Source organism: Bacillus sp. FJAT-18017 (assembly GCF_001278805.1).
Classification (GTDB): domain Bacteria; phylum Bacillota; class Bacilli; order Bacillales; family Cytobacillaceae; genus Bacillus_D.
Genome location: NZ_CP012602.1, coordinates 1,513,506 through 1,535,173, shown reverse-complemented (window position 1 = coordinate 1,535,173; position 21,668 = coordinate 1,513,506). Strand labels below are relative to the sequence as shown.

Below are 21,668 nucleotides of genomic sequence, written 5' to 3'. Positions count from 1 at the left end.
TTTAGTACTACTCAGAGTATTACTAGTTTTTTTAGGTGATTGCCTAGTGAGTCTCTGAGTATTACTAGTGAAAGTTAACTATTCCAGAAGCTCAACTAGCACTAAAGTATAGTTCAGGAAGGTAGTCATTTTTAGTACTACTCAGAGTATTACTAGTTTTTTTAACTGATTGCCTAGTGGGTCTCGGAGTATTACTAGTTAAACTTAGCTATTTATGAAACTCAACTAGCAAAAAAGTGATACTCTAAAAGGGTTTAGCTCCTCATCTTATAGCGAAATAAAAAAGGACCCGGCCCGCCCAGCCGGATCTAATAGGAAAATCTAAAACCTACCCGATTTTAAAATAGAATAGAGTATCCATAAAAACATGAGGAAGGCAACGGCAAATCCTATTTCAAGTGCATGGATGCTTGTAAGGAATGTGTCTGTCCCAAACGTCGCACCTACAATTAACCCTAGAACAACAATACTGAATGCAAGCAGAGTAAGGCTAAACGATACCTGATTTGAAATCCGGTCGATTTTGTTAAAAATCGAATCAATTTGCGATAGGCTAATTTTTAGCTTCAAGTCGCCTTCTGCTGCCTGTTCAAGTACATCATCCACCCGGGTTGGAATTTTGGCTACCTTTTCAGCGAATTCTTCCCCGTTTTCAAGCAATCTTTTACCGATTTTAATAGGATTATAGCGTTCGATTACTAACTCTTCCGCATATGGCCGCGCAAGCTGAAGCAGGTTCAGTTTCGGATCGATTCCAGAAATGATTCCTTCGACCGTAATCAAAGTCTTCCCCAGCATCGTTAATTCCGTAGGCACGATAATACGGTGCTGCTGTGCTGTTGAAAGCAAATCCTGGACAGTCATTCCAAGATCAAGTTCTCCGAAGGGAACCCGGCTCACGGTTTTACTGATTCGGTCAACATCAGCATAAAAATCGCTTTCATCAACATCTGACGGTACATCGGACATTCGGTAAATTGATTTAACGATCATCTCGGTGTCTTCCTGCATGAGTCCAATCATCATTGATGTCGTATCATACCTCATTTTGGCCGAGAGCCTGCCAATTTGCCCGAAGTCAATGAATGCAAGCTGGCAAGTCTCCTTAATGTACAGCATATTCCCAGGATGCGGATCCCCATGGAAAAAACCTTCCCGTAATATTTGGGTCACAAAGGATTGAACGAGGAGGTCTGCAACATCACGCTTTTTTTCCTCATCGGTTTCTACTTTATTAATTTCAGATATTTTGATTCCGTTTATTTTTTCCATCGTCAAAACCTGGGAAGTTGTGTAGTCCCAGTAAATTTTCGGAACCTTGATTTTATCGGTATCCTCAAACTGCATTGCAATCATCTCTGTATTGCGTGCTTCCTGGAGATAGTCCAATTCTTTACGGATCGATTCAGAAAGTTCCTCAGATATTTCGGTTACTTTGTTCTGCTCTGCCCACTCATAGTGCTGTTCAAGAAGCCTCGATAAATCTATCAGAATATCAAGATCGGTATAGATCTTGCTTTTAATATCAGGGCGCTGCACTTTAATCATGACTTCCTCGCCGGTCCAAAGCCTTGCTTCATACACCTGCCCAATGGATGCGGCTGCTACATAGTCCTCATTGAAATACTGGAACAATTCATCCGGGGGCTTGCCAAGCTCAATTTCCAGACGTTCTTTAACTTGCTCAAGCGGAACTGGTGGCACATTATCCTGTAAAGTCTCAAGCTCCCGGATGATATCCGCCGGAAGAAGATCGCTTCTTATACTAAGCAGCTGGCCAAGCTTAATGAACGTTGGACCTAATTCTTCAAGAAGCCCGCGTATCCGGATACCAAGCTCCTGTGTATTCTCCTTTTGAAAATCTGTTTTAATCCGGTCCTTGAAAGAAAGAAGCTGGCTAAGGCCAACTTCTTCAATTAAATAGCCGAAGCCGTATTTCCCGAATAGGGAAATGATTTCTCTGTATCTGCCCAAACGCCGCAATTTACCCGTCAACATTCCATCACCAACTATTAATCTGTAACAATATCAGTTTTCGGAGGGATGCTTGTACCATTGGAACCAGTCAAATTCCCGGAAAATCCAGCTTCCTTATTGATATCGGTAATTATCGTCCCGTCCGCTGACACTGATTCTGTTCCTGATTTAGAATCTGTATTTGTTTTGTTCCGGAGAACAGCAATTTCCTGTTGCAAAAGAACAATCTGCGCCTGAAGTGTATCAACCTGGTCCTTGGTGACAAAGCCTAGTTCCTTAAGCTGATCCGTAACGGAGGTTCTGATGTCATTGTTCCAGCTTTCGCTTTTTTCGGCACCTTTTTTAACTAAATCGTTAAATAGTGTGTCCGCTTCATTTTTTGACACCATTCCCTGATTCACCATTTTCAAGATTGTATCTTCAAGCTTTTCCTTTCCAGCTACCGCAGCTCCTAATCCAAGCAGAATACCCCTGCTGAATAAATCACTCATCCTCTTCTCAGCCTCCTTATTGTTCTATCCATTTCTAATACCCATAAATAAGAAAAAGTACCCATCTCGATTAGAAAAATAATCTAAATCGTAAAACAATAAAAGGAATCGGCCAAAACGGCAGATTCCTTTTATTCGATGCTCGAGTTCCCACTTATTCCACTAGCATCATTTTTATTTTTTTGATTTTTGACAGTTTCAGTCCACATCCTTTATTCAAGTATGTTTCGATCGTGCCGTAATCTTTCCGAATCTGGCCAATAACGAAATCAAGATGCTTTCGGTCAACAGCCAACATTGGCTTGAATTTTTCGGAAGGTATCCGGTAAAGGCTCAGCAGCCTCAAATATCTTTCGGTCTTCTTCATCTTTCCAGCAATCCGTTCATTTGAGAGCAGGTACTGGCTTACAACTGTCTCATAATCAACCCCGGCCAAAAGCTGGAACAAAGCAGCGATATAACCGGTCCGATCCTTGCCGCCTGTGCAATGAATGAGTGCAGGTATGTTATCCTCTTCATCGACCAGCTCGAATATTTGCCTGACTTGTTCCTTCCGCTCCTCAACAAGACAACGGTAGAAGTCATGAATGATTTTTGCGAAATCCAGGCTGTCAGTGTTGCCATTAAGGGTTCTAAAAAGAACGAACGTGCTCATGTCCTGGCTCCCGTGATGAATAGGAACATGGATCTCCTTTATTTCCCAATGTGGCGGGATTCGGTCTGGCCTAGATTTCCGCTCATTCACTGTTCTTAAATCGCAAACCATTTTCAAATCGAGTTCTTCCAGAACGGTCAGGTCATTCTTGCTAATAGCCGACAACTCATCAGATCTATACAAAATCCCTGCCTTCATCCTTCGTCCGTCCCTCGTGGGCAATCCGCCGATATCCCTTAAATTATGTATTTTTTCAAACACCAAATTACGCTCAGCAGTTAGCATGTTCTAACTCCTTCCGTAGAATCCCTATTTATTAGACGATTCAAAATCAAAAATGATTCATAAATTGGAAAATAAATTGAAATTTTCACACTATTAAAGGTAAAGCGAGAAATAGATGGAGAGATTCAGAAGTAAACCAAACCAAAACAGCCAGCATTTCGCTGGCGGCTTCTTTGATTGTTAAAGAAATTATAGATTTCGCGACTGTGGTTAACTTTCTTATCAAGTTTGTCTACGTCTAGCTCCAGCGCCTATCGCCTAGCAAACTTCAGGCCTCCTCCCTGCGATAAGTCATCATCGAATCGCTTCGCTCTTCGTGATTCCTTTATCTCAGTCGAAGTCCCTCCATTTTGTACGGCGATGACCACTAAGGGAAGCTCCTAAGAATAATCATCGCAGGGACAGACGCCCTTTGTCTGTCACGAAGGCGCTTGCGCTTTTGTTCTCTCTAATTATCCTTTACTGCCTTTAAGCATGACGAGTGCAGCCTTCCCTTTTTCTATTTTCTGTGTACTTTGCTTTTTGTATGCCAGCCAGTAAGCAAGCCCAATAAATACAACCCCTCCTGTTGCATTTCCCAAAAAGACAGGCACAAAGTTAGTTATGTATTGAGTCCAGGTGAAATGTCCTTCAAATATTGCAGCCGGGATGACAAACATGTTGGCAACCACGTGCTGAAATCCTATTGCAACGAACGTCATGGTCGGGAACCAGATGCCTGCTATTTTTCCAATAACATCTTTGGCCCCATAGGAAAGCCACACTGCGGCTGCTACTAGCCAGTTGCATCCGATACCAGATACAAATGCCTCCAGGAAGTTTGCTTCAAGTTTATGTTGTGCGATGCTTACAGTTTTTTCGAGGAAAGCTCCTTCGGAAGTCAATCCAGCCAGATGGCCAAACATATAGGCAACAAAAATGGCGCCTATGAAATTAAAGAAGGTAATAATCGCCCAGTTTTGCAGAATGCTCCGAATTCTAATCTTTTTAGCAAAACCAGCCAATGGCACTGCCATCATATTGCCTGTAAGGAGCTCCCCGCCGGCAATCAAGGTCAGAATAAGACCAATCGGAAAGACGCTCGCCCCTAGGAAAGTTCCGAGGCCGGCTATGTCACCTGTAAGCGGAGCGGTAATCCTGATATAAAGCAAATATCCTAATGCAATGAACGCTCCAGCCTGGAAACCAAGGATTGCTGAGGTCTTACAAGAGTATTTTGTTTTTTTTACTCCGTTTTCTATTGTTATATCAAGTATTTCATCAGGTTTATAATACGCGGATGACATAAAAAACCTACTCCTTCATTTGTGAATCATTTCACATCTGATGATACCATCCTTTCCCCTTCTATAACGGTATACACTGTGAACAATTTTTATCATTTTAACTACGCCGCCAGTGTTATACATCAGTATTTTCTGTATTACAAAAGGGAACAGTGCTAAACTGTTCCCTTGCTAAATCTGGTATAGTTATACTCATTCCAATAATCCATACTTTCGCTTAAAACGCCCAAGGCTCTTCACCCAGCCATTCGCAAATAGAAGCAGGAAAAAGACGTTTGAAGCGGCATGCATAAAGTCAAAGAGCGAGCTGGCTGCAAAATAAGCAAGCAAGGAAGAAACTGAAACTTCCCCGCCAGTTTGAACAAATCCGAGATACCCCCACAGATTCATAATCCAGCCAAATAGAAAGCCCCAAACAAAACCGAAAACAAGCTTTCCCGTCAGTGAATTCATAAAGCTCGTCCTTCGAAGCAGCCCCGCCGTCAATCCGACAAGGCCCCAAGCGGCCATTTGCCATGGCGTCCACGGTCCCTGCCCAAGAATCATATTGGATGCGAGTGCTGCAACTGCACCAATCAGAAAGCCACTTTCAGCGCCAAACACGAGTCCAGACATCATAATAACAAAAGTTGTCGGCTGGACACCCGGAATACTGGCAAATGGAACCCGGCCAACAGCAGCGATTGAAGCGAGTACAGCAATAAGGACAAGCTCCCTTGGTTCAACCTGTCTATTTTCAAAACGGAACAGGAGAAAAGCGAATGATAGTCCTGCGATGGCTGTGCTCGACCACATAAAGCTCTCCGGATGGATAGATGAATAGACAAGCAATATGATAATGAAAGAAATAAGCAGAATAGAAATAAGTAATTGTTTGCCCCTCATCACACCACCCCTCTCTTAATAAAAAATAGTTTAATTTCGGAACAACCGCTGAATCATAGTGCTATAAAAAAAGTTTCCGCTAAAGAATTCTTCTGGAGCAGCCTCGGATGTAATTTCACCCTGGAACAGCATACCGCATCGGGTTGCATGCTTGGCAGCGAACTCAATATCGTGAGTCGAAATTACAATTGCCTTCCCGTTCTCTTTCTGTTTTTGCAATACCTGTGCTAGGGCTGCCTTTGAAACCGGATCAAGCCCTTTCGTAGGTTCATCCAGCAATAGCACTTCTGGTTTCCTTAGGAGCAAACAAACAAATGCAGCTTTTTGGAGTTCGCCGCCGCTAAGGTCATATGGATGCGATTGAAGCAGGTTGCTAAGTGAGAATTGCTCAATCAAAATGTCTGCCTCCTGGGCAGGTGTTCCCCATTGGTTGCAAACTGCCGAAATTTCACCGCCGACCGTATCATGAAGAAAAAACAATTTGGGATTTTGCGGTAAATAGCCAATTCTGCGGGCTAAATCAATCTCCTTCAACTTTTTAAAAGGGACGTCTGCAAGTGTTAGCTTTCCTGTTTCAGGCTTTATGACATTGCTCAACAATTTTAGCAGCGTTGATTTGCCAGAGCCATTACCGCCAAGAAGAGCATATATTTCACCTATTTTTAAGTCGAAGTTCAGTTCATCAAGGACTGGGCTGTTGTTTTTTTCATACCTGAAACCAAGATTCTTCGCCTTGAGTACAGGCTTTTCAATAATTTGCTCTGTCCCAATGTTGCTTTCCTGTTTTCCATCAAGCTTTCTCCCGGGAATTAGATGCAGCAGTGCTCTGCCTTCCTTGACCGAAAGCGGCAGCGCAGTTTGGCCGCTTCGCTTTGGCATTTCAGAGCCTGCTAAGCTTTGTTCCTCAAGGAAAAAGGATGGGATGCCAGGAACGAACGCCCTTTCCCCTTCTTTCCAAAGCTGCTCCATCACTGACCTTGGATCGCTGTCATAGACGATCCTTCCCTTGTCCATCATGGCCATCCTGTCAGCAAGAATGATGCAATCATCAAGACGGTGCTCGGCAAGGATGATTGTCATCCCGAATTCTTCATTTAGCCTCTTAAGCATGTCGAGCAGTTCACGGGTACTGACAGGATCAAGCTGGGAGGTTGGTTCGTCAAGGACTAGAATGTCCGGCTGCATTAACAAGACGGAGGCCAGATTCATTTGCTGCTTTTTCCCGCCCGATAGCTCGTGCATTTTTTTATGCAAAATCGGCTCGGCGCCAAAGAATGAAACGATTTCCGCAACACGGTTCCTCATTTCATTCGACGGAAGACCCTGATTTTCAAGCCCGAATACCATTTCATGAAGAGGATCATCGGCAACTACCTGGTTTTCGGGATCTTGAAAGACGAAGCCGATACTGCTGGAATCGGCCCCTTTTAGCAAAATAGAGCCTCGAAGCTCGCCATGCGGGCGGATTTCTTCCTTCAATAAGCGAAGAAGGGTGCTTTTTCCAGAACCTGAAGGGCCAAAGAGGACAACAAATTCTCCCTTCTGAACTGACAGGTTTACCGAGTCAAGTGCAGGGACTAGGGCTTCAGGATAGGTAAAGCTTACGTTGTTCAATTCGATGTGCGCCATCCAAATGCCCCCTTCAGTTCGATGATGATTGGATATCCGATAAACAGCAGGAAGGCTGTAAACGTAATTCTGTCTTGAATGGAAAGGCTAAATGGTTCCATAACCGGATAAACCGCCAGAAGTCCCCAGCCGTTCATCCTCCCATAAAATGCGATCGCCAGAAGCACAACAAAGAGCACCAGCGTCACTCTGTCGAGAGGTTTAAAACGGAAATGGTGATAAGCAGTACGCCTGCCTGTCCCATAGGCTCGTGCCTTCATTGAGTCGGCAGTTTGAATCGCTTCCTCTAGTGAAAAAACAAGCAAGGTCTGGATGAAGCTCATCCCGTTTTTTGCCCGTTCCCTTATGGTTCCTGACTTTAATGAAATCCCCTTACTTGCCTGGACGGAAGAGATTTCTTCAAGGCGCCGCCGCATCAGCGGGATGAACCGGAGTGTCAACATGAGTAATACCGCAAACTGCGGTGCCACCCGGGCGAACAAAAATAGCAGTTTATTTGGTGTCATGATTTCGTTATACGAGACGAATATGGCGATAATCCCCATAATCGACAGGGCCGACATAGCTCCGAGCGTGGCGGCTTCCAGAGTGATTCGATGAGTGCCAATTTCAAACAGGACATGGCGGCCGCGTTCATTGAATAAAGGATTAATGAAAAGGATGAGCAGTCCGGACGTTAACAGAAATACAAGCCAGCGCCGCAGCCCCCTGAAGCGATCCTGGATATAATTCAAAGTCAAAACACCAACAAATCCGGCCAGGAGAAAGGCCGGATGCTGGAATAGTATGAGCAAGGCAAGTGCTCCGGCATAGTAAACAAATGCCGTTAATGGATGGAGCCTATTCATTCTTTTTTCAGGAAGTCTTCAGTATAAATCCACTCAATCCTGTCACCATTAGAAACCTTAGTTGAGCCGGCTCCTTTTTCAAGGGTTACTCCGTTCTTTTTGCAAATCCATCCGCTTCTTTGGCCGTAATCAAACTCGTAAACATTGTCGATTCCAGCAACGTATGCGGTTGCCCCACTGCCAGAATAATCAACAAAGATATCTTCTTCCTTAGCTGTACGGAGCAGGATATCAATAATCCTGTCACCCTCTTTAATCTCAACCTTTTTAGCACCCATAATCATGCCGACATCATCAGGGCCTTTGATTGAAATTGTCGCGGTTTCAACAGGAACCGTCACGGGTTTTGTCTTGGTTGGAGCGGTTTGCTTTGGTGCAGGTTTGGAGGCTGGTTGAGAGCTCTCCTTAGAGCTTGCAGTACCGGTTCCTTTCGAAGCGGATGCTGTCTCTGTAGTGGCTTTCGTTTTTGGTTGAGATTCGGTGCTGGCCTTATTTCCGGAATCAGAGGAGGAATCACTCGTTCCATTAGAAGGCTTGGCCGATTTTTCTGGTGACGTTGTTGTTTCCTTAGAAATTGATTTTTCTTCAGCATTGCTGTTTGAAACAGGCGTGTCGGAAGCCTGTTCGGTATCTGCAGATTTTTTCGCAGGCTCATCATCTTGTGTACTTGACTTCTTGCTCGCGGTATCTTCCTTAAGGGCAATATCTGCTTTTTCATTGCCAGATTGCTGCTCTGATGATTCAGCGGCCGTTCCACACCCGGCTAGTGTAAGGGCTGCAAGCAATGAAAAAATTAGCAGCCATCTCTTGTTTATTTTGTTTCCCATTGCTAGAACCTCCTTATTTTAAGCTTGTTTGCGCCTTCTGACTAAATACAGGGTGCTCCCAGCAAAAAGCAGGATTGCACCAAGTGCTAACAGAGAATAACTATCGGTGGCAGTGTCCGGCAGCCTGTGACCTTGGCTTTCAGTAACTTTTCCGTTTTCCGGAGAATCTGTCATCGAAGCTTCAGAATCCGGCGTTACTGAGGTTGATGGTGTTGATGGTGTTGATGGCGTTTCTGGAGTTGCTGGCGCAACAGATTCCTGTTCTTCGTCTTCAGGCAGGTTCGGCTCTACTGGCGTCTCGGATAATTGCAGAGTATATAATGATCCTTTTCCGTCCTTGTAAAGCTGGTAAGCAACCAAGCCTTGAAGTCCCTGTGTTGTAGATACCACATCAGACTTATCGCCTGATTTCCAGGCAAAACCGCCGTCATTTGTTTGGAAGGATGCAAGATAACCTAAAAGAGTTTTTCCTTCGGCAGTTATGGTCTCGCTATTTGCGTCAATTCCCAGCGCTGAAAGGGCGATTACAGCCTGTGCAGCAGCCGGGCTGTTGTCCACCTTGGATGCCCCGAATAGACCTTTGAGAAAATGTAATCCATTGTCAATCGCTGTCTTGACTTGGTCGTCATTTTTATATGGAGCAAGTGCTGTTAGTACCATTGATGTTGTATCAGGATCGCTGCCAGCTTCCTTATCAAAGCCCCAGCCGCCTTCCTTGCCCTGATTCTCAAGAAGATAGGTTACAAGTTTCTCCTGATTCCATTTCGCATTATCTGGAATATCAAAGTTTGCGCTATCGAGTGCAATCAAGGCATAGGCTGCCCCGTTCAGTCCCTGTTTGGAAAAATCTCCATTGTAGATTCCTTCTACTAGGTTGTAGCCGGCAAAGTTGGTTGGATCTCCGCCCGCTGCCAGAATGCCAAGTGTATACCGTTCATATTCGGTAATCGTGCGGAACTTGCCTTCTCTTTCACTGACACGCTTTGCAACACCATCGAGGTATCCGGAAGGAATCGGCTTACCGGCCTGCTTCAAAGCAATTGCTTCCCACTCACCGATCTGGTTGTTTGATTCGATATAGGAAAAAGTATTGTTTACATCTTTTGAAAGATTTGCTGCAGGATATGACTCTATAGCGGGCGCTGGATTTTCCGCACCGGGAGCTGGATTTTCCTCTACAGGCTCGCTGCCACCCGGTTCCTCGACAGGAGGTGTAAATGTTTCATATTTAAACTGGATGGTTTTCCCGTCCTGGAGTTGATAGTCCTCCGCGCCGACCATCTGCATTTCGTCATTTACATATAAACCCCAAAAGCTAGTATCGTCTGATTTCAGACCAAAGATAGAAGAGATCATTTTCCCAAAACTGTATTGATCATACGTGACATTCTCAGCTCCTGCCATAACCATGAGCAGTTGGAAGGCATTAGGCTGATCTATAAATGAAATATACTCATATGATTTTGTTGTCGATTTGTCGTTCCCGATAATTTCAAGGTTGACTGTTTCAGCCGAAGCGCCGTTATCATAAAGGAAAGTCAGCACGTCACCAGAAAGAGGCTTGTACGAATCCGCTCCTGTCCAGGATGAAATTCCATTTATGTAAAAGCCCCAGTAAAATTTATCTTTTGCCTCGAGTCCTTTTATGGAATTGATCATTTTGCCAAAAGAATACTCTATGACTTCCACCTGGTCCGCGCCAACTGTTTCTATAAGGGCATCATAGGCCGTTTCACCTTCCTCCAATACTGCCTCGCCAGAAGCTAAAACCGCACCATTTTCACCAAGAACCTTGACGGTAACAGGTGAAGCTGCTGCGTTTGCATGTTGAGGCAACCCCCCAGCAAAAAGTGAAAATACCATCATTAGTACAACTAAAAACTTTGGATACTGCTTTACTGCCATCTTTCTTCTCCCCATTCCTAAATTTTAACCATAAAAAAAATCCCCCTGTTTAAGGAGGTGGTCTAACGTTAAGCAGGTATTGGAAAAAGCCTGTCTTAACACCCTCCTATCCACGTAGGCTTCAGTGCAATAAACAGGCAGGTCTCCTGGCTCATGGTCATCGCTTCCTATGCCTTCCCGCCAATTGCTGGCAGTGGCAAAGTATAGGTTGCTCGCATTTACAGTGGCGGGACCGCGTCGGAATTTAACCAACTTCCCTTTTAAGCTGATATTTCAACAATTTCAGCACCTGTTATAAAAGATATTTTTATTGTCCTCTTAAGTATAACGATATTCACAATATTTTGTATAGCGAAAATTCGACATTTAGTGAAATTATTGATTTTGTAGAGCTAACTTAGGTTTTTTTTTTGCCTAAAAGGGAGAATAATCCTTTTATCAAATATGGCAATGCAAAGAAGATAAAGAAAAGCCGGAATAACTGGTAGCCCGCAATGATTGATAAATCGGCGCCAGCTTCATGGCCGATGATGCTCATTTGATCCATTCCGCCTGGAGCCATACTAAGGTAGCTAGTGATGAAGTCCATACGATAGGCTGCCTTTAACAGAAACGCCAGTGCTGTTGCCCCAGCAAGCAGCAATACCCCCGAGACCAAAGCCCATGCTAATCGTGCCCCCTGAGCCGCAAAACTTTCTTTTTTAAACATGAGCCCAAGATGGGCACCAATTAAAAATTGAGACAAATCAAGCATAAAACCAGGTAAAACTGGGCCTTCAATCCCTGTTGCTGTAAGTGCAGCTGTAATCAAAAGAGGACCAGTCAAGAATGCAGTAGGCAGCTTTACTTTTTTACCAAGAATAGCAAATAAAATAGCAAGTGGCGCGAATACGAAAATCCATGGAAACATTTCGGCTGCAAAACTTTCGGATATGTTTGGCCCTCCATTGAAACTTGGAGCTGATTTTACGGCAATGAACGGAACAATGAAAATAATTAACAGAAGCCGGGTCACTTGGAAAATCGTAACGACCGAGCTGTCGGTTTCCTTGATTTCCTCCGACAGTGTAATCATCTGGGAGAGCCCCCCTGGGATGCTTCCTAGCAGTACCGTCTGATAATCAACGCCGGAGAGTTTCGATACAATGACAGCCATCAAAGAACAATAGCCTACCAACAATATGGTCATCAACATGATCGAGAGTAGATGGCTTGAAATCTGTCCCACAGCTTCACCTGTAAACGAAAGGCCTAGCGAGTAGCCAACGATAATCAGCGCTGTGTCCCTAAGCCTGGATGGCCAGTAGAGGTGGAGTCCAAGCATGGAGCCTGTAAGCGTGGCAGCCATAGGGCCAAGAAGCCACGGTACAGGCAGGCCAGCGCTACTAAAAAGAATCCCACCAAGCAAAGCGAGAATCAATGTAAATAAGATAGTTTTTAAAGTTCGGAAGTGTCGTTTCATACCTTTCCAATTCTCCAAGCTGAATTTGCTATTAATAAAATTCATTAAACTGCATGACCCTTCCCAGCCTCTTTAGACAATAAGAAAAAATAAAAAAGCATGCAACAAAGTACCGAGCCTGCAGAAGTCCAATAAATGCTTGAGTAGCCAAAGTTATGGGCGATTTGTCCGAATAGAAGCGAACCAACGCCAATTCCAAGGTCAAAGAACGAGAAGAACGTCGCATTCGCCATTCCCCGTCGGTTTTTCGGAGCTTTTTCCATTGCCCATGCCTGTAAGCCTGGCTGAATGGTGCCGAAGCCCAGGCCATAGAGGATGGCAGCCGCAAAAAGAGAAATTTGGTTCGGAAGCCAGGCGAGCAGAACCATGGCTAAAAGGATTAAGAAGGTTCCGGGAATAATTACAGCCCTATGCCCTTTCTTATCATAGATTTGGCCTGCGAACGCCCGAGTCAGCATTAGTGCGAGCGCATAAATCAAAAAATACAATTCAATCCCGCCGATATTCTTCTGTGCTGTATACAACGGTAAGAAAGCTGCGATTCCTCCAAACGTCACGGTAATGAAAAACATCAGGATTGCTGGCTGCATGGCGCTTTTTTCATAAAAGTCCCACTTAAGGGCGGTCGTTCTGGCATTTTTCTCGACACGTTTGTAGCGGATCGTTGAAGCGAGCAGCAACGCGGCCAGTCCCAAACCCGAACAAATTAGGAATAAAGTTTTAAACGGAATAAACCCAGCCAGGATAAGCCCAAGGGATGGACCTGCCGCCAATGCTAAATTCCCCGATAACCCGTAATAGCCCATTCCTTCACCTCTGCGGGCGGGCGGTATCAGGTCGGTCGCAATCGTCCCGGATGCGGTTGTTGAAAAGCCCCATCCCGCTCCCTGAATGAAACGGATCAGAAACAGGAATACAAATCCTGTCGCAAAGCCAAATGAACCAACAGAAAAAACAAAGATCACAAGCCCGGTTAAAAAGACGAACCGCCTTCCCTTTGTTTCAAGAAATTGGCCTGCGAAAGGGCGAAGGATAAGTGCGGAAAAGGTGAACGCACCAACAACAAAGCCAATCATCTGGTCGTTCCCGCCGAGATGCTCGACAAATAGCGGAATCGTTGGAAGCGTCATTTGAAAGCCGAGAAAAACAAAGAAGTTTGCAAAACAGATTAAAATAAAATCCCTTGTCCAGATTTTAGCTGAACTCGTATGATCGGTTTGTTGGTTTTCCTGCCCGATTTGCATGCCAGGTGCCCCCCCATTATGTATAATTGTATGATGAAAGGTTTTTGATAGTTTTTATGGTTCTTATTTTACCTCAATAGTTATAAAAGAAAGAATATAATCCTTCAGATATCGAAATATTTTTACAAGGGGGAGTACTATGTACTTAACGATAAAAGAAACTGCCGAGTATTTGTCCATGCCAGAAGAACAGGTAAAATCGCTTGTCAGTCTAAAGAAAATCCGCGCAGTCTTTGATGGTGACCAATATCTTATTAATCGCGACCAATTTAAAAATCATTGGGACCACCTTGAACAAGTGAAACAGCTAATAGAGGAATGGCGGAGTGAGCCAATCCCAGAAGATCCAGACATCAAAGATGAAGATTAAAAGAAAAGCGCAAGCGCCTCGTGACAGGCAAAACCCGCCTGTCCCTGCGATGATTATTCTCAGGAGCTTTCCTTAGTGGTCAGCGCCGTATGGACTGGTGCCTCGAAGGAGATAAGGTGAAACCTCCATCAGCGATTTTTGCTGCTGGTATTTGTATAAGGGGAAAGGTAGCGGATAATGCCTGTAACGCATCGATGTACTGGTTTGAAAACGGAGTTTGTGTCAGACTGACTAATGATTTTGTAGATAAAGTAGAAATAGTGGAGCCATGTGAATCCTTACATTTCCTTGTATATAGGATTCATGCAAAAATAGGTACTTGCCTTAGTACAATAGCACACCTTCTCTCATACGCTAATACTGTAACAAAAACCTATTGAGAGGGGAAAATAGAATGCATTGTCCAAGACCAACGCAGGTATTGCCTGCAATCGTCCATCCTACAAAGTGCTGCTATACTCATTCTTACAATAACGTTCTGCAGCCGCATGTGCATCCAACTCATACGACACATGTAAACCATACAAATATCCAGAATGCACATTTCTTCCCGCAGTCACAGTCCTTCCAGAACGTGACATCAATGTCAGACATCGGCCCTCAGCCTGGCCTTCCGCCTGGTCCATCCGTTGCTGGTGCTTATGCGCCCGGCCCTGGAATGGCCCCCGGAATGACTCCTGGTATGATGCCTGGTATGATGCCTGGCATGATGGGACCTGGTACTGGCGTCGCCGGTGCTTATCAGCCTGGACCAGCAATGGGACCAGGAACAGGTGTAGCCGGCGCGTATTCCGGCAAGCATATGGGCAAAGGCTGCGGCTGCCGTTAAGGCTTGCTTGGCACGGGGCAGGGAAATCCTGTCCCTTTTGCTTTTTTATTGTTTGTACTACATACAAACTCTCCTTATCTTTTCACCTAAGGCTTGCCGGTTTAATCTTACTTTCAAGCGGGAATACGGGGAAAAAGAAGGAGACGTTATATGAAATTTTCCATATATAAAGCCAAGCAAAAACATGCTTTTTCTATCAGTAAATTTGGAACAATCGAGGCCTCATCTATAGAAGTTGCTTCAGACCTTCTTTTTAAAAAACTGCGGAGCCACTCTCGCCCAAAAGACGGGGATATCTTCCTGATTGTCCAGGATACCGGGAAACCACTTTCAGAAAATATCGTAAAAGACGGTACGCGTTTCAGGCTCCTCCATTACCGCGAAATTGACTAAAGTCCCATCCAGAAGGGTATTGGATGGGATTTTATATTGCTTTCCCATAACCCATTTTTCTGTGGGTTAGCAGAACTTGAACAAATTTATAGAGATGCCTCTTTACCAGCTAGCCAACCTCGCCTTTTCATAACAAAAGCAGCCTTTCAAATAGGCTGCTTTTGCTTATTGAAAATGTCTATTGCATGCTGATTGCTTTCCTTGCCAGAGTCACATCGTTTTGCAGCAGCCGCCCGAGATCATAGGAAGGGTACAACCCTCTTGAGTACATATAGGTATAAATCCGCTCATGGCCTTTGACCGCTTTTATCATATGGTTTTGGAATGTGCGCCTCAGCTGGGGAGTTGCAACTTCGGTAATGGCAATTCCATAATTCCTGACTAGTGTTTTGGACATTGCGAGGAGGTCGCCTGCATAAAAAGTTGTATCCTCTCTCAAATCATCCTCATCCCGGCCGCCATAGCCCGGAGCGGATGGATAATACTGGAGCAGCTCAGTCAGGTTTTCTTCAAGGTCACGGATAGTTCGGCGATAAATCTCGCGCAGCTCTGCATCTGTGATCTTTTTTATGCCTATTTTCATTTTCATAACTCCAATGGACTGGAAGGCTACAAGTTCGTGCATCTCAAGTGTTTCATGCCAGGCAAGTGTCCTGCGTTCTTCATCATTCATCTCTCATACCTCCGTTTTCTAAAACATCACTTTACGATATTCAGGAGGCAGGAGAATGGTTAAATGTCCCAACAGTTTTTTAAAAATTATTAACCAACGCCTGTTCAAGATCTTCAATAATTCGCTCACAGCTACCAAGGCCAACCGCCAAACGAATTGTACCTGGGCTAATTCGTTCATTCACTAGCTGCTGCTCATTTTGCCCGGTATTGGGAGAGAGAGCCAGGCTTTCAGATGATCCCCAGGATACACCGATTTTAACATACTTAAAATTGTCCAGGATCCGTTTTACCCCTTGATAGCCTCCCTCCACCTCAAAGCCCATCAGTCCGCTATACCCGGTAAAATAATTTTTTCCGCGTTTATGTTCTGGATGGGTAGATAGCCCCGGATAATGGACAGTCTGAACTTTTGGATGCTGTTCTAGATAGGCTGCTACTTTCATAGCATTTTTTTGATGTTCAAGCATCCTGTATGGAAAAGACCGTAATCCCCTTAGCAGCAGAGTTGCTTCATACGGCGAAAATGTACTTCCAAGCAGGAGAAATTCTTTTTGAAATAGAGTATCGATAATGCTTTTGCTTGCAATAACAGCACCGCCTATCAGGTCGCTGTGACCACCGAGATATTTAGAGAGCGAGTGGACAACGATATCAACACCGTATAAAAGAGGTTTCTGAAAAAGCGGAGTGGCCCACGTATTATCAATGATGGTCCGAATACCACGAGCCCTTGCCAGTGAGGTAATGCCAATCAGGTCCGCAATCCGGAACGTCATATAGGACGGACTCTCCATAAATATAACCGATGTATTGGGCTGGATATTGGCTTCTATTGAATCTGCGTCGGTTTCATAACAGACCGAGTAACTTATCCCGAATTTAGCCAAATATTTTATTAGATCCATTGTCGAGAAATACAAATTACTTACACAAAGGATATGGTCACCGCTTTTAACAGAATTCAGCAGTGCGGCACTAATGGCGGCCATCCCGGAAGAAAAACAGCGACACTTTTCTCCCCTTTCGAGAGCTGCCATCTTAAGTTCGGCAGTTTCAACAGTAGGGTTCGTACCTCTTGTATACACATAGTTCCCCTGCTCATTCAGAACGGCTTCTGATAGTTTATCCGTAGTATCATAAACAAATAATGTGCCTCCAAAAGTGGGGGGCACAACAGCCCCGCCAAATTCCTTGCGTCTATCCCCTAGCTCTAGACAGATTTCCAGATCGCGGGTCCACTGCTCATCCATAATTCAATCCATCCTTATCTAATTTCCATTAGCTTTTGCATAAAGTGAAACTTCAATCAGTGGATGGTTTTTCCACTGATTGTTAGTCGCGCTAAGCCCGATTGATTTTTCTAAGGCTAAAGCCCAAAGAAAAATAGAAAAACGGGCATAAAAAAACAGGCTCCCCTGGGGGAGCCTGTTTGTATGGAGCAAAAACTAATTAGTTTTTGCGAACGTTTGCTGCTTGAGGTCCGCGAGCGCCTTGCTCAACGTCAAAAGTTACTTCTTGGCCTTCTTCAAGAGTTTTGAAGCCTTCGCCTTGGATAGCTGAGAAGTGAACGAATACATCGTCTCCGCCTTCGCGTTCGATGAAACCGAAGCCCTTTTCTGCATTAAACCATTTAACTTTACCGTTTTCCATGTTTGTTGCCTCCTCGTGTGGTTCGCACACAATTGTATTACTATTCTTGCTCAAACGTATCCAGGCGATGTCGCATGTTACCGAACAAAAATAATTCTTGATAAGAATAACATGGATAAATAAAAAAGGCAAGTCTTGGGGGTAAAAGAATTCATCCTAATTTTTCCATAATTGAAAAAAAGCTTGTCCCGTAAAGGTTTAAGATGTTAAAAATTCTTCCTTCATCAAGTGTTTGACATTCTAACATCAAATGCGTTTCCAGTTTAGTCCAAAAATATCTTCTCCATGATAACAGTTGAGGAAAAACGGTGCCAATGACTTGCAGCCGTAGCAGTCTGATTCTTCCCGGTATAGGAGCCTGCCCTAATAAAGTCTTAACAGAGCTCGGGATTTTAATAATCCGTGTAATTAACATCATATTTATGCTCTTAGATTATGATATCTTTCTTACCAATTGCACGATAACCTCCTGTATAATATATAGGGACTTCCAGATCTGTTCAACCACATCGGGATACATTGAAATTTTTATCAAATTTCCTGCCCCAAAAAGTACCTCTGCACACAAAATAAGGTACACTAATTATCAGTGGCATCCTTACACTAATTTTTTAAAGCTGAAGCTCCAAGAAAATATATTCATCCTCGGGCATTCAGGAACTCTAGAAATAGTGCACCCAAATGTGTTTTACTGTCTTAGGGTTGGATTAAAACTAGATTGCGAGAGTCTAAAAGAATTCATTTTTTGAGTTCACCTAAATATATTACGAGGCCTAGAGCAGTTGAAATCCGCTTGTCCCTGCAATGGTTTACTCCTGGGTTTCTCTTAGTCATATGCAATTCAACAGAGATGTTTAATAATGCTTTTTTAAAAAACTTGAAAACAAAATGCTAAAGATATTTTTATTGATCCTTAGTAAATGAGAATTAGTTAGCTGCCCTGCGAAATATTAGAGTAATCGGAGAATGTAAATGGATAAATCACAACGAAGTTACTTTGATGTCACTTTAGTGTTCATCATATTCCTATTTATGATTATAAGCTGTATTTCTATATACAGCGCACAAAAGTATTCACCTTATGATGTCAACTTTGCACTAAGGCAGGTTGTCTGGTTTTTTGTAGCAATAGGCTTTTCATCCTTTGTCTACCTGTTTGATTTTGAACAGATTAAGAGGATTTCACCTTATATTTACGGGTTTGGCGTTTTGCTCTTGCTCGTGCTGTTTCTTGCTCCGGAATCGATTGCTCCAGAGACGAAGGGCGCAAAAGCATGGTTTGAGATTCCTGGCTTTGGATCACTGCAACCTTCCGAATTTATGAAGGTATTTCTGATCATTTTCCTGGCCAGGGTTATTGTGAACCATAATGAAGTCCACTTAAATAGGACATTGCAAACCGACTTTCTTCTGCTTTGTAAAATTGGCCTGACTGCCGCCTTTCCGCTCGGTTTTATCCTTTTGCAGCCCGATGCGGGAACTGCCATGGCAATGACTGCAATTGTTATAGGGATGACCTTTATCTCGGGGATTAACTGGAGAATTATCGCGACACTTGGGTTGATTGCTGCCGCTGTACTCGGCGGGCTGGTGTATATGTATATAACAAACCCGGATTGGTTCCTTAATTTCATGGACCAGTATCAGCTCAACAGGATTCATTCCTGGCTGGAACCATTTGAGGACCGCGGAAACACGTCATACCAGCTGGCAAATTCGATTCTGGCTATCGGCTCCGGGACAATGTACGGCAAAGGCTTTAACCTGGCCCAGGTAAATGTTCCAGAAGCTCATTCCGATTTTATCTTTACGATTATCGGAGAAGAATTTGGTTTCTTCGGTGCAAGCATTGTCATATCCTTGTATTTTATGCTGATTTATCGAATTATCGTAATCGCCCTCCAGAACAAGGGTTATTATGAAAGTCTTATTGCAACTGGCGTCATTTCAGTGCTCACTTTTCATATTTTTGAAAATATCGGAATGGTTATCGGGCTTGTACCAATTACAGGTATCCCTCTGCCGCTATTGAGCTACGGCGGAAGTTCACTGCTCGGAACCATGCTTTCACTGGCGCTTGTCCTAAACATTTCCGCTAAAACGAGGAAATACATGTTTGGGGAAAATAGTGATTGATTGCTGAACAAAAGCGGAAGCGCCTTGGTTATCACCGTACAAAACTGGAGGGCTTCGACTAAGATAAAATGAACCTTCGATCAGCGCTTTTTGCTGATGGTTAGTCCCGTTCTACTGCCGCTAATTCGCCGAAGAGCTTGGCGATTAAGCGGCACTACGAACCCGATTGGTTCAACTATACCGCTGACAGCATAGCGGCAAGTTTCACTATAGCTCTTGAATTGGACTTTTAAGGACGGTTAGCCTACGAAGGAGGCCCACTATCCCTTTAGGTGGTGGGAAGGAATCACGAAGAGCGATTGCTCATTCGTGCATGACTCACCGTTGTAAGGAGGCCTGAAGTTTGCGCGCGTGTAGGCGCTCCTCCAGTGAGCTATAGCGTAATTTCGTAGAAGCTTTACTTCTGGAGCTAGACGTAGACACACTCAATTAAAAAGGTTTCCATAGTCCGAAATTTAGCATTTCCTAGTGATGACAAAAGGCGCACTCCTTAGTGGGTGCGCCTTTCGCTTTATTCGGTTTTCTAGATGAGTGGTGGGTGAATTGGATGCGCAGACTTATAATCCTCTACAGAAAGCGGTGGGTGGATCGGATGCGCTGCGGCGGTATCCTCGACCGTTAACGGCGGATGGATAGGGTGTGCTGATGCAGGTGCAGCACCTATTGCGAACAAACCAAGGGCAAATGCCGAACTAAGGATGATAATTGCTTTTTTCATTGTACTCCTCCTCAATTAATTTTATTTAAATAAATGACTGCCTGTTCGAACTTTCCCTCCTGGGTGTAATGTTCGGCAAGCAATTTATAGAAATGGGCAAGATCATCTTTATGCTCTTTCCCATCTTCCAACAAAGGAATAACTTTTGCCTGTAAATACTCGTATGCTTTTGGTTCGGAGGAATCCAGCATCAGGTAGAAAGACGCAAGATTCTTGTATTTCTTACTGCCCAGCTCGTTAGCCTGGGCGAGGACATCCTCGAAATAGGCCTTTGCTACTTCGGTTTCTCCTGTAGAATGCTTCGTCTCAGCAATGGTATACAGAGTGACAAGATAATCTATCCCTTTTTCCTTTTTCATGGACAGGCTTTTTTCAAAAAAGTGGATGGCTTGATTTGGTTTTTGCATTTTTTTTTGCAGGAAACCCATATTGTGATAAATCATTGGCAGCAGCGCCTGCTCGTTCAGAAGCTCAGCATTGCGGATTAAATGCACGAAGCATGACGACGCTTCTTCATAAATTTTGGAATGGGTGTAGTTGATGCCAAGCAGCATTAGCACATGAAGGATTCGCCTAAAATTATGCTGCTCCATAAAATGCTGAAGGGCTTTTTTACCAAAATGAATGGCATGGCCTGGCTCCAGCATGTGGCTCTTGGCAAATGCCCGGTGATAAAGGAACTCACCGATATTCAAATTTCCCATAAATTGGCCGTCCAGTCTTTCTAGGATAAGATCGGCTTGATGGTATTTTGCCTTGGACATTAAATGAATGCTGATAAAATAATCAAATAGGTTTCTCTCCTCCCGGGAAAAATTGTTCGACTGCTTCCTAAGCAAATCATTCTGGCTTTCTGCATCGCTTGCATACCCCTTAAACAAAAGATATCTATATTTATAGAGTTCATATGTATACATATACGATGAGAAATGAATGAGACTGCCTAAACCTGATAGTCTTTCAAATAGAAAGTCGGCTTCGGTCCGAATTTGGAAATTCATCGCTGCATCAAAATCTTCTAGCAGCTGCTTGATCTCCCCATCTTTTCCTTCAATATCCTCGACCTCTATTCCCAGCCTTTCAAGCAGGAGTGCAATGGTTTCCCTATTCCCTTCCTTGGAGTTGTGCTCAATCTTACTAAGATGAGGAATGGAGCATATTCCATCAGCAAGCTCCTTTTGCGTCATCCCCCTTTGAGTCCTGTAGTACTTAATTAATGGTCCAACTTCCATAAAACCTCACCAACTGTTTTCTTTTTACTCTATCACGAAATGAGCAAAATGAAACGAGATTATTCTTAATAATTAGAATTTTATTTTACTATATTATCAGTAAATACCCAAAACCATCCAGCAATAAGGCTGGATGGCATGGGATTCAGATCGTGTTGTGTCGTATAGTGG

Annotated in this window: 20 protein-coding genes and 1 riboswitch; of the genes, 4 read left to right on the top strand and 16 right to left on the bottom strand. The window is 43.8% G+C overall.

Annotation, left to right across the window (positions count from 1 at the left end; all coding sequences use genetic code 11):
- Positions 1–321: 321 nt before the first annotated feature.
- The 11 genes from AM500_RS06905 to AM500_RS06855 all read right to left on the bottom strand — a co-directional run bounded on the left by AM500_RS06905 (position 322) and on the right by AM500_RS06855 (position 13,488).
- Positions 322–1,998, bottom strand: a complete 1,677-nt coding sequence (locus AM500_RS06905) for an ABC1 kinase family protein (protein WP_082347160.1) — start codon at positions 1,996–1,998, stop codon at positions 322–324.
- Between the two features lie 14 nt (positions 1,999–2,012).
- A complete protein-coding gene (locus AM500_RS06900) occupies positions 2,013–2,468 on the bottom strand; it encodes a phasin family protein (RefSeq protein WP_053598578.1) in 456 nt (151 codons plus the stop codon).
- Positions 2,469–2,622: 154 nt separating this feature from the next.
- Positions 2,623–3,408, bottom strand: a complete 786-nt coding sequence (locus tag AM500_RS06895) for a tyrosine-protein phosphatase (protein ID WP_053598577.1) — start codon at positions 3,406–3,408, stop codon at positions 2,623–2,625.
- A gap of 452 nt (positions 3,409–3,860) precedes the next feature.
- Positions 3,861–4,694: a formate/nitrite transporter family protein gene (locus AM500_RS06890; RefSeq protein WP_053598576.1), complete on the bottom strand. Its 834-nt coding sequence runs from the start codon at positions 4,692–4,694 to the stop codon at positions 3,861–3,863.
- A gap of 192 nt (positions 4,695–4,886) precedes the next feature.
- Positions 4,887–5,579 (bottom strand): ECF transporter S component, encoded by a 693-nt coding sequence (locus AM500_RS06885; protein WP_053598575.1) that lies wholly within the window; start codon positions 5,577–5,579, stop codon positions 4,887–4,889.
- A gap of 30 nt (positions 5,580–5,609) precedes the next feature.
- Entirely contained in the window at positions 5,610–7,208 is a 1,599-nt protein-coding gene (locus AM500_RS06880) for an ABC transporter ATP-binding protein (protein ID WP_082347159.1), read from the bottom strand.
- Positions 7,190–8,056 (bottom strand): energy-coupling factor transporter transmembrane component T, encoded by an 867-nt coding sequence (locus AM500_RS06875; RefSeq protein WP_053598574.1) that lies wholly within the window; start codon positions 8,054–8,056, stop codon positions 7,190–7,192. Before AM500_RS06875 ends, AM500_RS06880 begins: the two co-directional genes overlap by 19 nt.
- A complete protein-coding gene (locus AM500_RS06870; RefSeq protein WP_053598573.1) occupies positions 8,053–8,883 on the bottom strand; it encodes a DUF4430 domain-containing protein in 831 nt (276 codons plus the stop codon). The genes AM500_RS06875 and AM500_RS06870 overlap by 4 nt, the downstream gene beginning before the upstream one ends.
- Positions 8,884–8,901: 18 nt before the next feature.
- Positions 8,902–10,788: a DUF4430 domain-containing protein gene (locus AM500_RS06865; protein ID WP_053598572.1), complete on the bottom strand. Its 1,887-nt coding sequence runs from the start codon at positions 10,786–10,788 to the stop codon at positions 8,902–8,904.
- A 119-nt stretch (positions 10,789–10,907) separates the two neighbouring features.
- Positions 10,908–11,096, bottom strand: a riboswitch (cobalamin riboswitch).
- An 89-nt stretch (positions 11,097–11,185) separates the two neighbouring features.
- Positions 11,186–12,250 carry an AbrB family transcriptional regulator gene (locus tag AM500_RS06860; RefSeq protein ID WP_053601649.1) on the bottom strand — a complete coding sequence of 355 codons (1,065 nt, stop codon included), beginning with the start codon at positions 12,248–12,250 and terminating at the stop codon, positions 11,186–11,188.
- A 44-nt stretch (positions 12,251–12,294) separates the two neighbouring features.
- A complete protein-coding gene (locus AM500_RS06855; protein WP_442854006.1) occupies positions 12,295–13,488 on the bottom strand; it encodes an MFS transporter in 1,194 nt (397 codons plus the stop codon).
- Between the two features lie 145 nt (positions 13,489–13,633).
- Here AM500_RS06855 and AM500_RS06850 point away from each other — a divergent pair, with 145 nt between their 5' ends.
- The 3 genes from AM500_RS06850 to AM500_RS06835 all read left to right on the top strand — a co-directional run bounded on the left by AM500_RS06850 (position 13,634) and on the right by AM500_RS06835 (position 15,086).
- Positions 13,634–13,864, top strand: a complete 231-nt coding sequence (locus AM500_RS06850; RefSeq protein WP_053598570.1) for an excisionase family DNA-binding protein — start codon at positions 13,634–13,636, stop codon at positions 13,862–13,864.
- A 394-nt stretch (positions 13,865–14,258) separates the two neighbouring features.
- Positions 14,259–14,693 carry a spore coat protein gene (locus tag AM500_RS06840; protein ID WP_053598568.1) on the top strand — a complete coding sequence of 145 codons (435 nt, stop codon included), beginning with the start codon at positions 14,259–14,261 and terminating at the stop codon, positions 14,691–14,693.
- Between the two features lie 150 nt (positions 14,694–14,843).
- Positions 14,844–15,086 carry a hypothetical protein gene (locus AM500_RS06835; RefSeq protein WP_053598567.1) on the top strand — a complete coding sequence of 81 codons (243 nt, stop codon included), beginning with the start codon at positions 14,844–14,846 and terminating at the stop codon, positions 15,084–15,086.
- Positions 15,087–15,264: 178 nt separating this feature from the next.
- Here AM500_RS06835 and AM500_RS06830 read toward each other — a convergent pair whose 3' ends face one another.
- From AM500_RS06830 to AM500_RS06820, 3 genes are all read right to left on the bottom strand, one after another.
- Entirely contained in the window at positions 15,265–15,759 is a 495-nt protein-coding gene (locus AM500_RS06830; RefSeq protein WP_053598566.1) for a spore coat protein, read from the bottom strand.
- Between the two features lie 79 nt (positions 15,760–15,838).
- Positions 15,839–17,011: a trans-sulfuration enzyme family protein gene (locus tag AM500_RS06825; RefSeq protein WP_156319769.1), complete on the bottom strand. Its 1,173-nt coding sequence runs from the start codon at positions 17,009–17,011 to the stop codon at positions 15,839–15,841.
- Between the two features lie 199 nt (positions 17,012–17,210).
- The gene (locus tag AM500_RS06820) at positions 17,211–17,411 is read right to left on the bottom strand and encodes a cold-shock protein (protein WP_043932249.1); all 201 of its coding nucleotides are present in this window, start codon (positions 17,409–17,411) and stop codon (positions 17,211–17,213) included.
- A 972-nt stretch (positions 17,412–18,383) separates the two neighbouring features.
- On the opposite strand from AM500_RS06820, the gene AM500_RS06810 reads away from it, so the two are divergent.
- Entirely contained in the window at positions 18,384–19,547 is a 1,164-nt protein-coding gene (locus tag AM500_RS06810; RefSeq protein ID WP_053598563.1) for an FtsW/RodA/SpoVE family cell cycle protein, read from the top strand.
- A gap of 523 nt (positions 19,548–20,070) precedes the next feature.
- On the opposite strand, the gene AM500_RS06805 is transcribed toward AM500_RS06810, so the two are convergent.
- Positions 20,071–20,265 (bottom strand): hypothetical protein, encoded by a 195-nt coding sequence (locus AM500_RS06805; RefSeq protein WP_053598562.1) that lies wholly within the window; start codon positions 20,263–20,265, stop codon positions 20,071–20,073.
- Between the two features lie 11 nt (positions 20,266–20,276).
- Complete coding sequence (locus tag AM500_RS06800) at positions 20,277–21,497, bottom strand: helix-turn-helix domain-containing protein (protein ID WP_053598561.1); 1,221 nt, start codon at positions 21,495–21,497, stop codon at positions 20,277–20,279.
- Positions 21,498–21,668 lie beyond the last annotated feature (171 nt).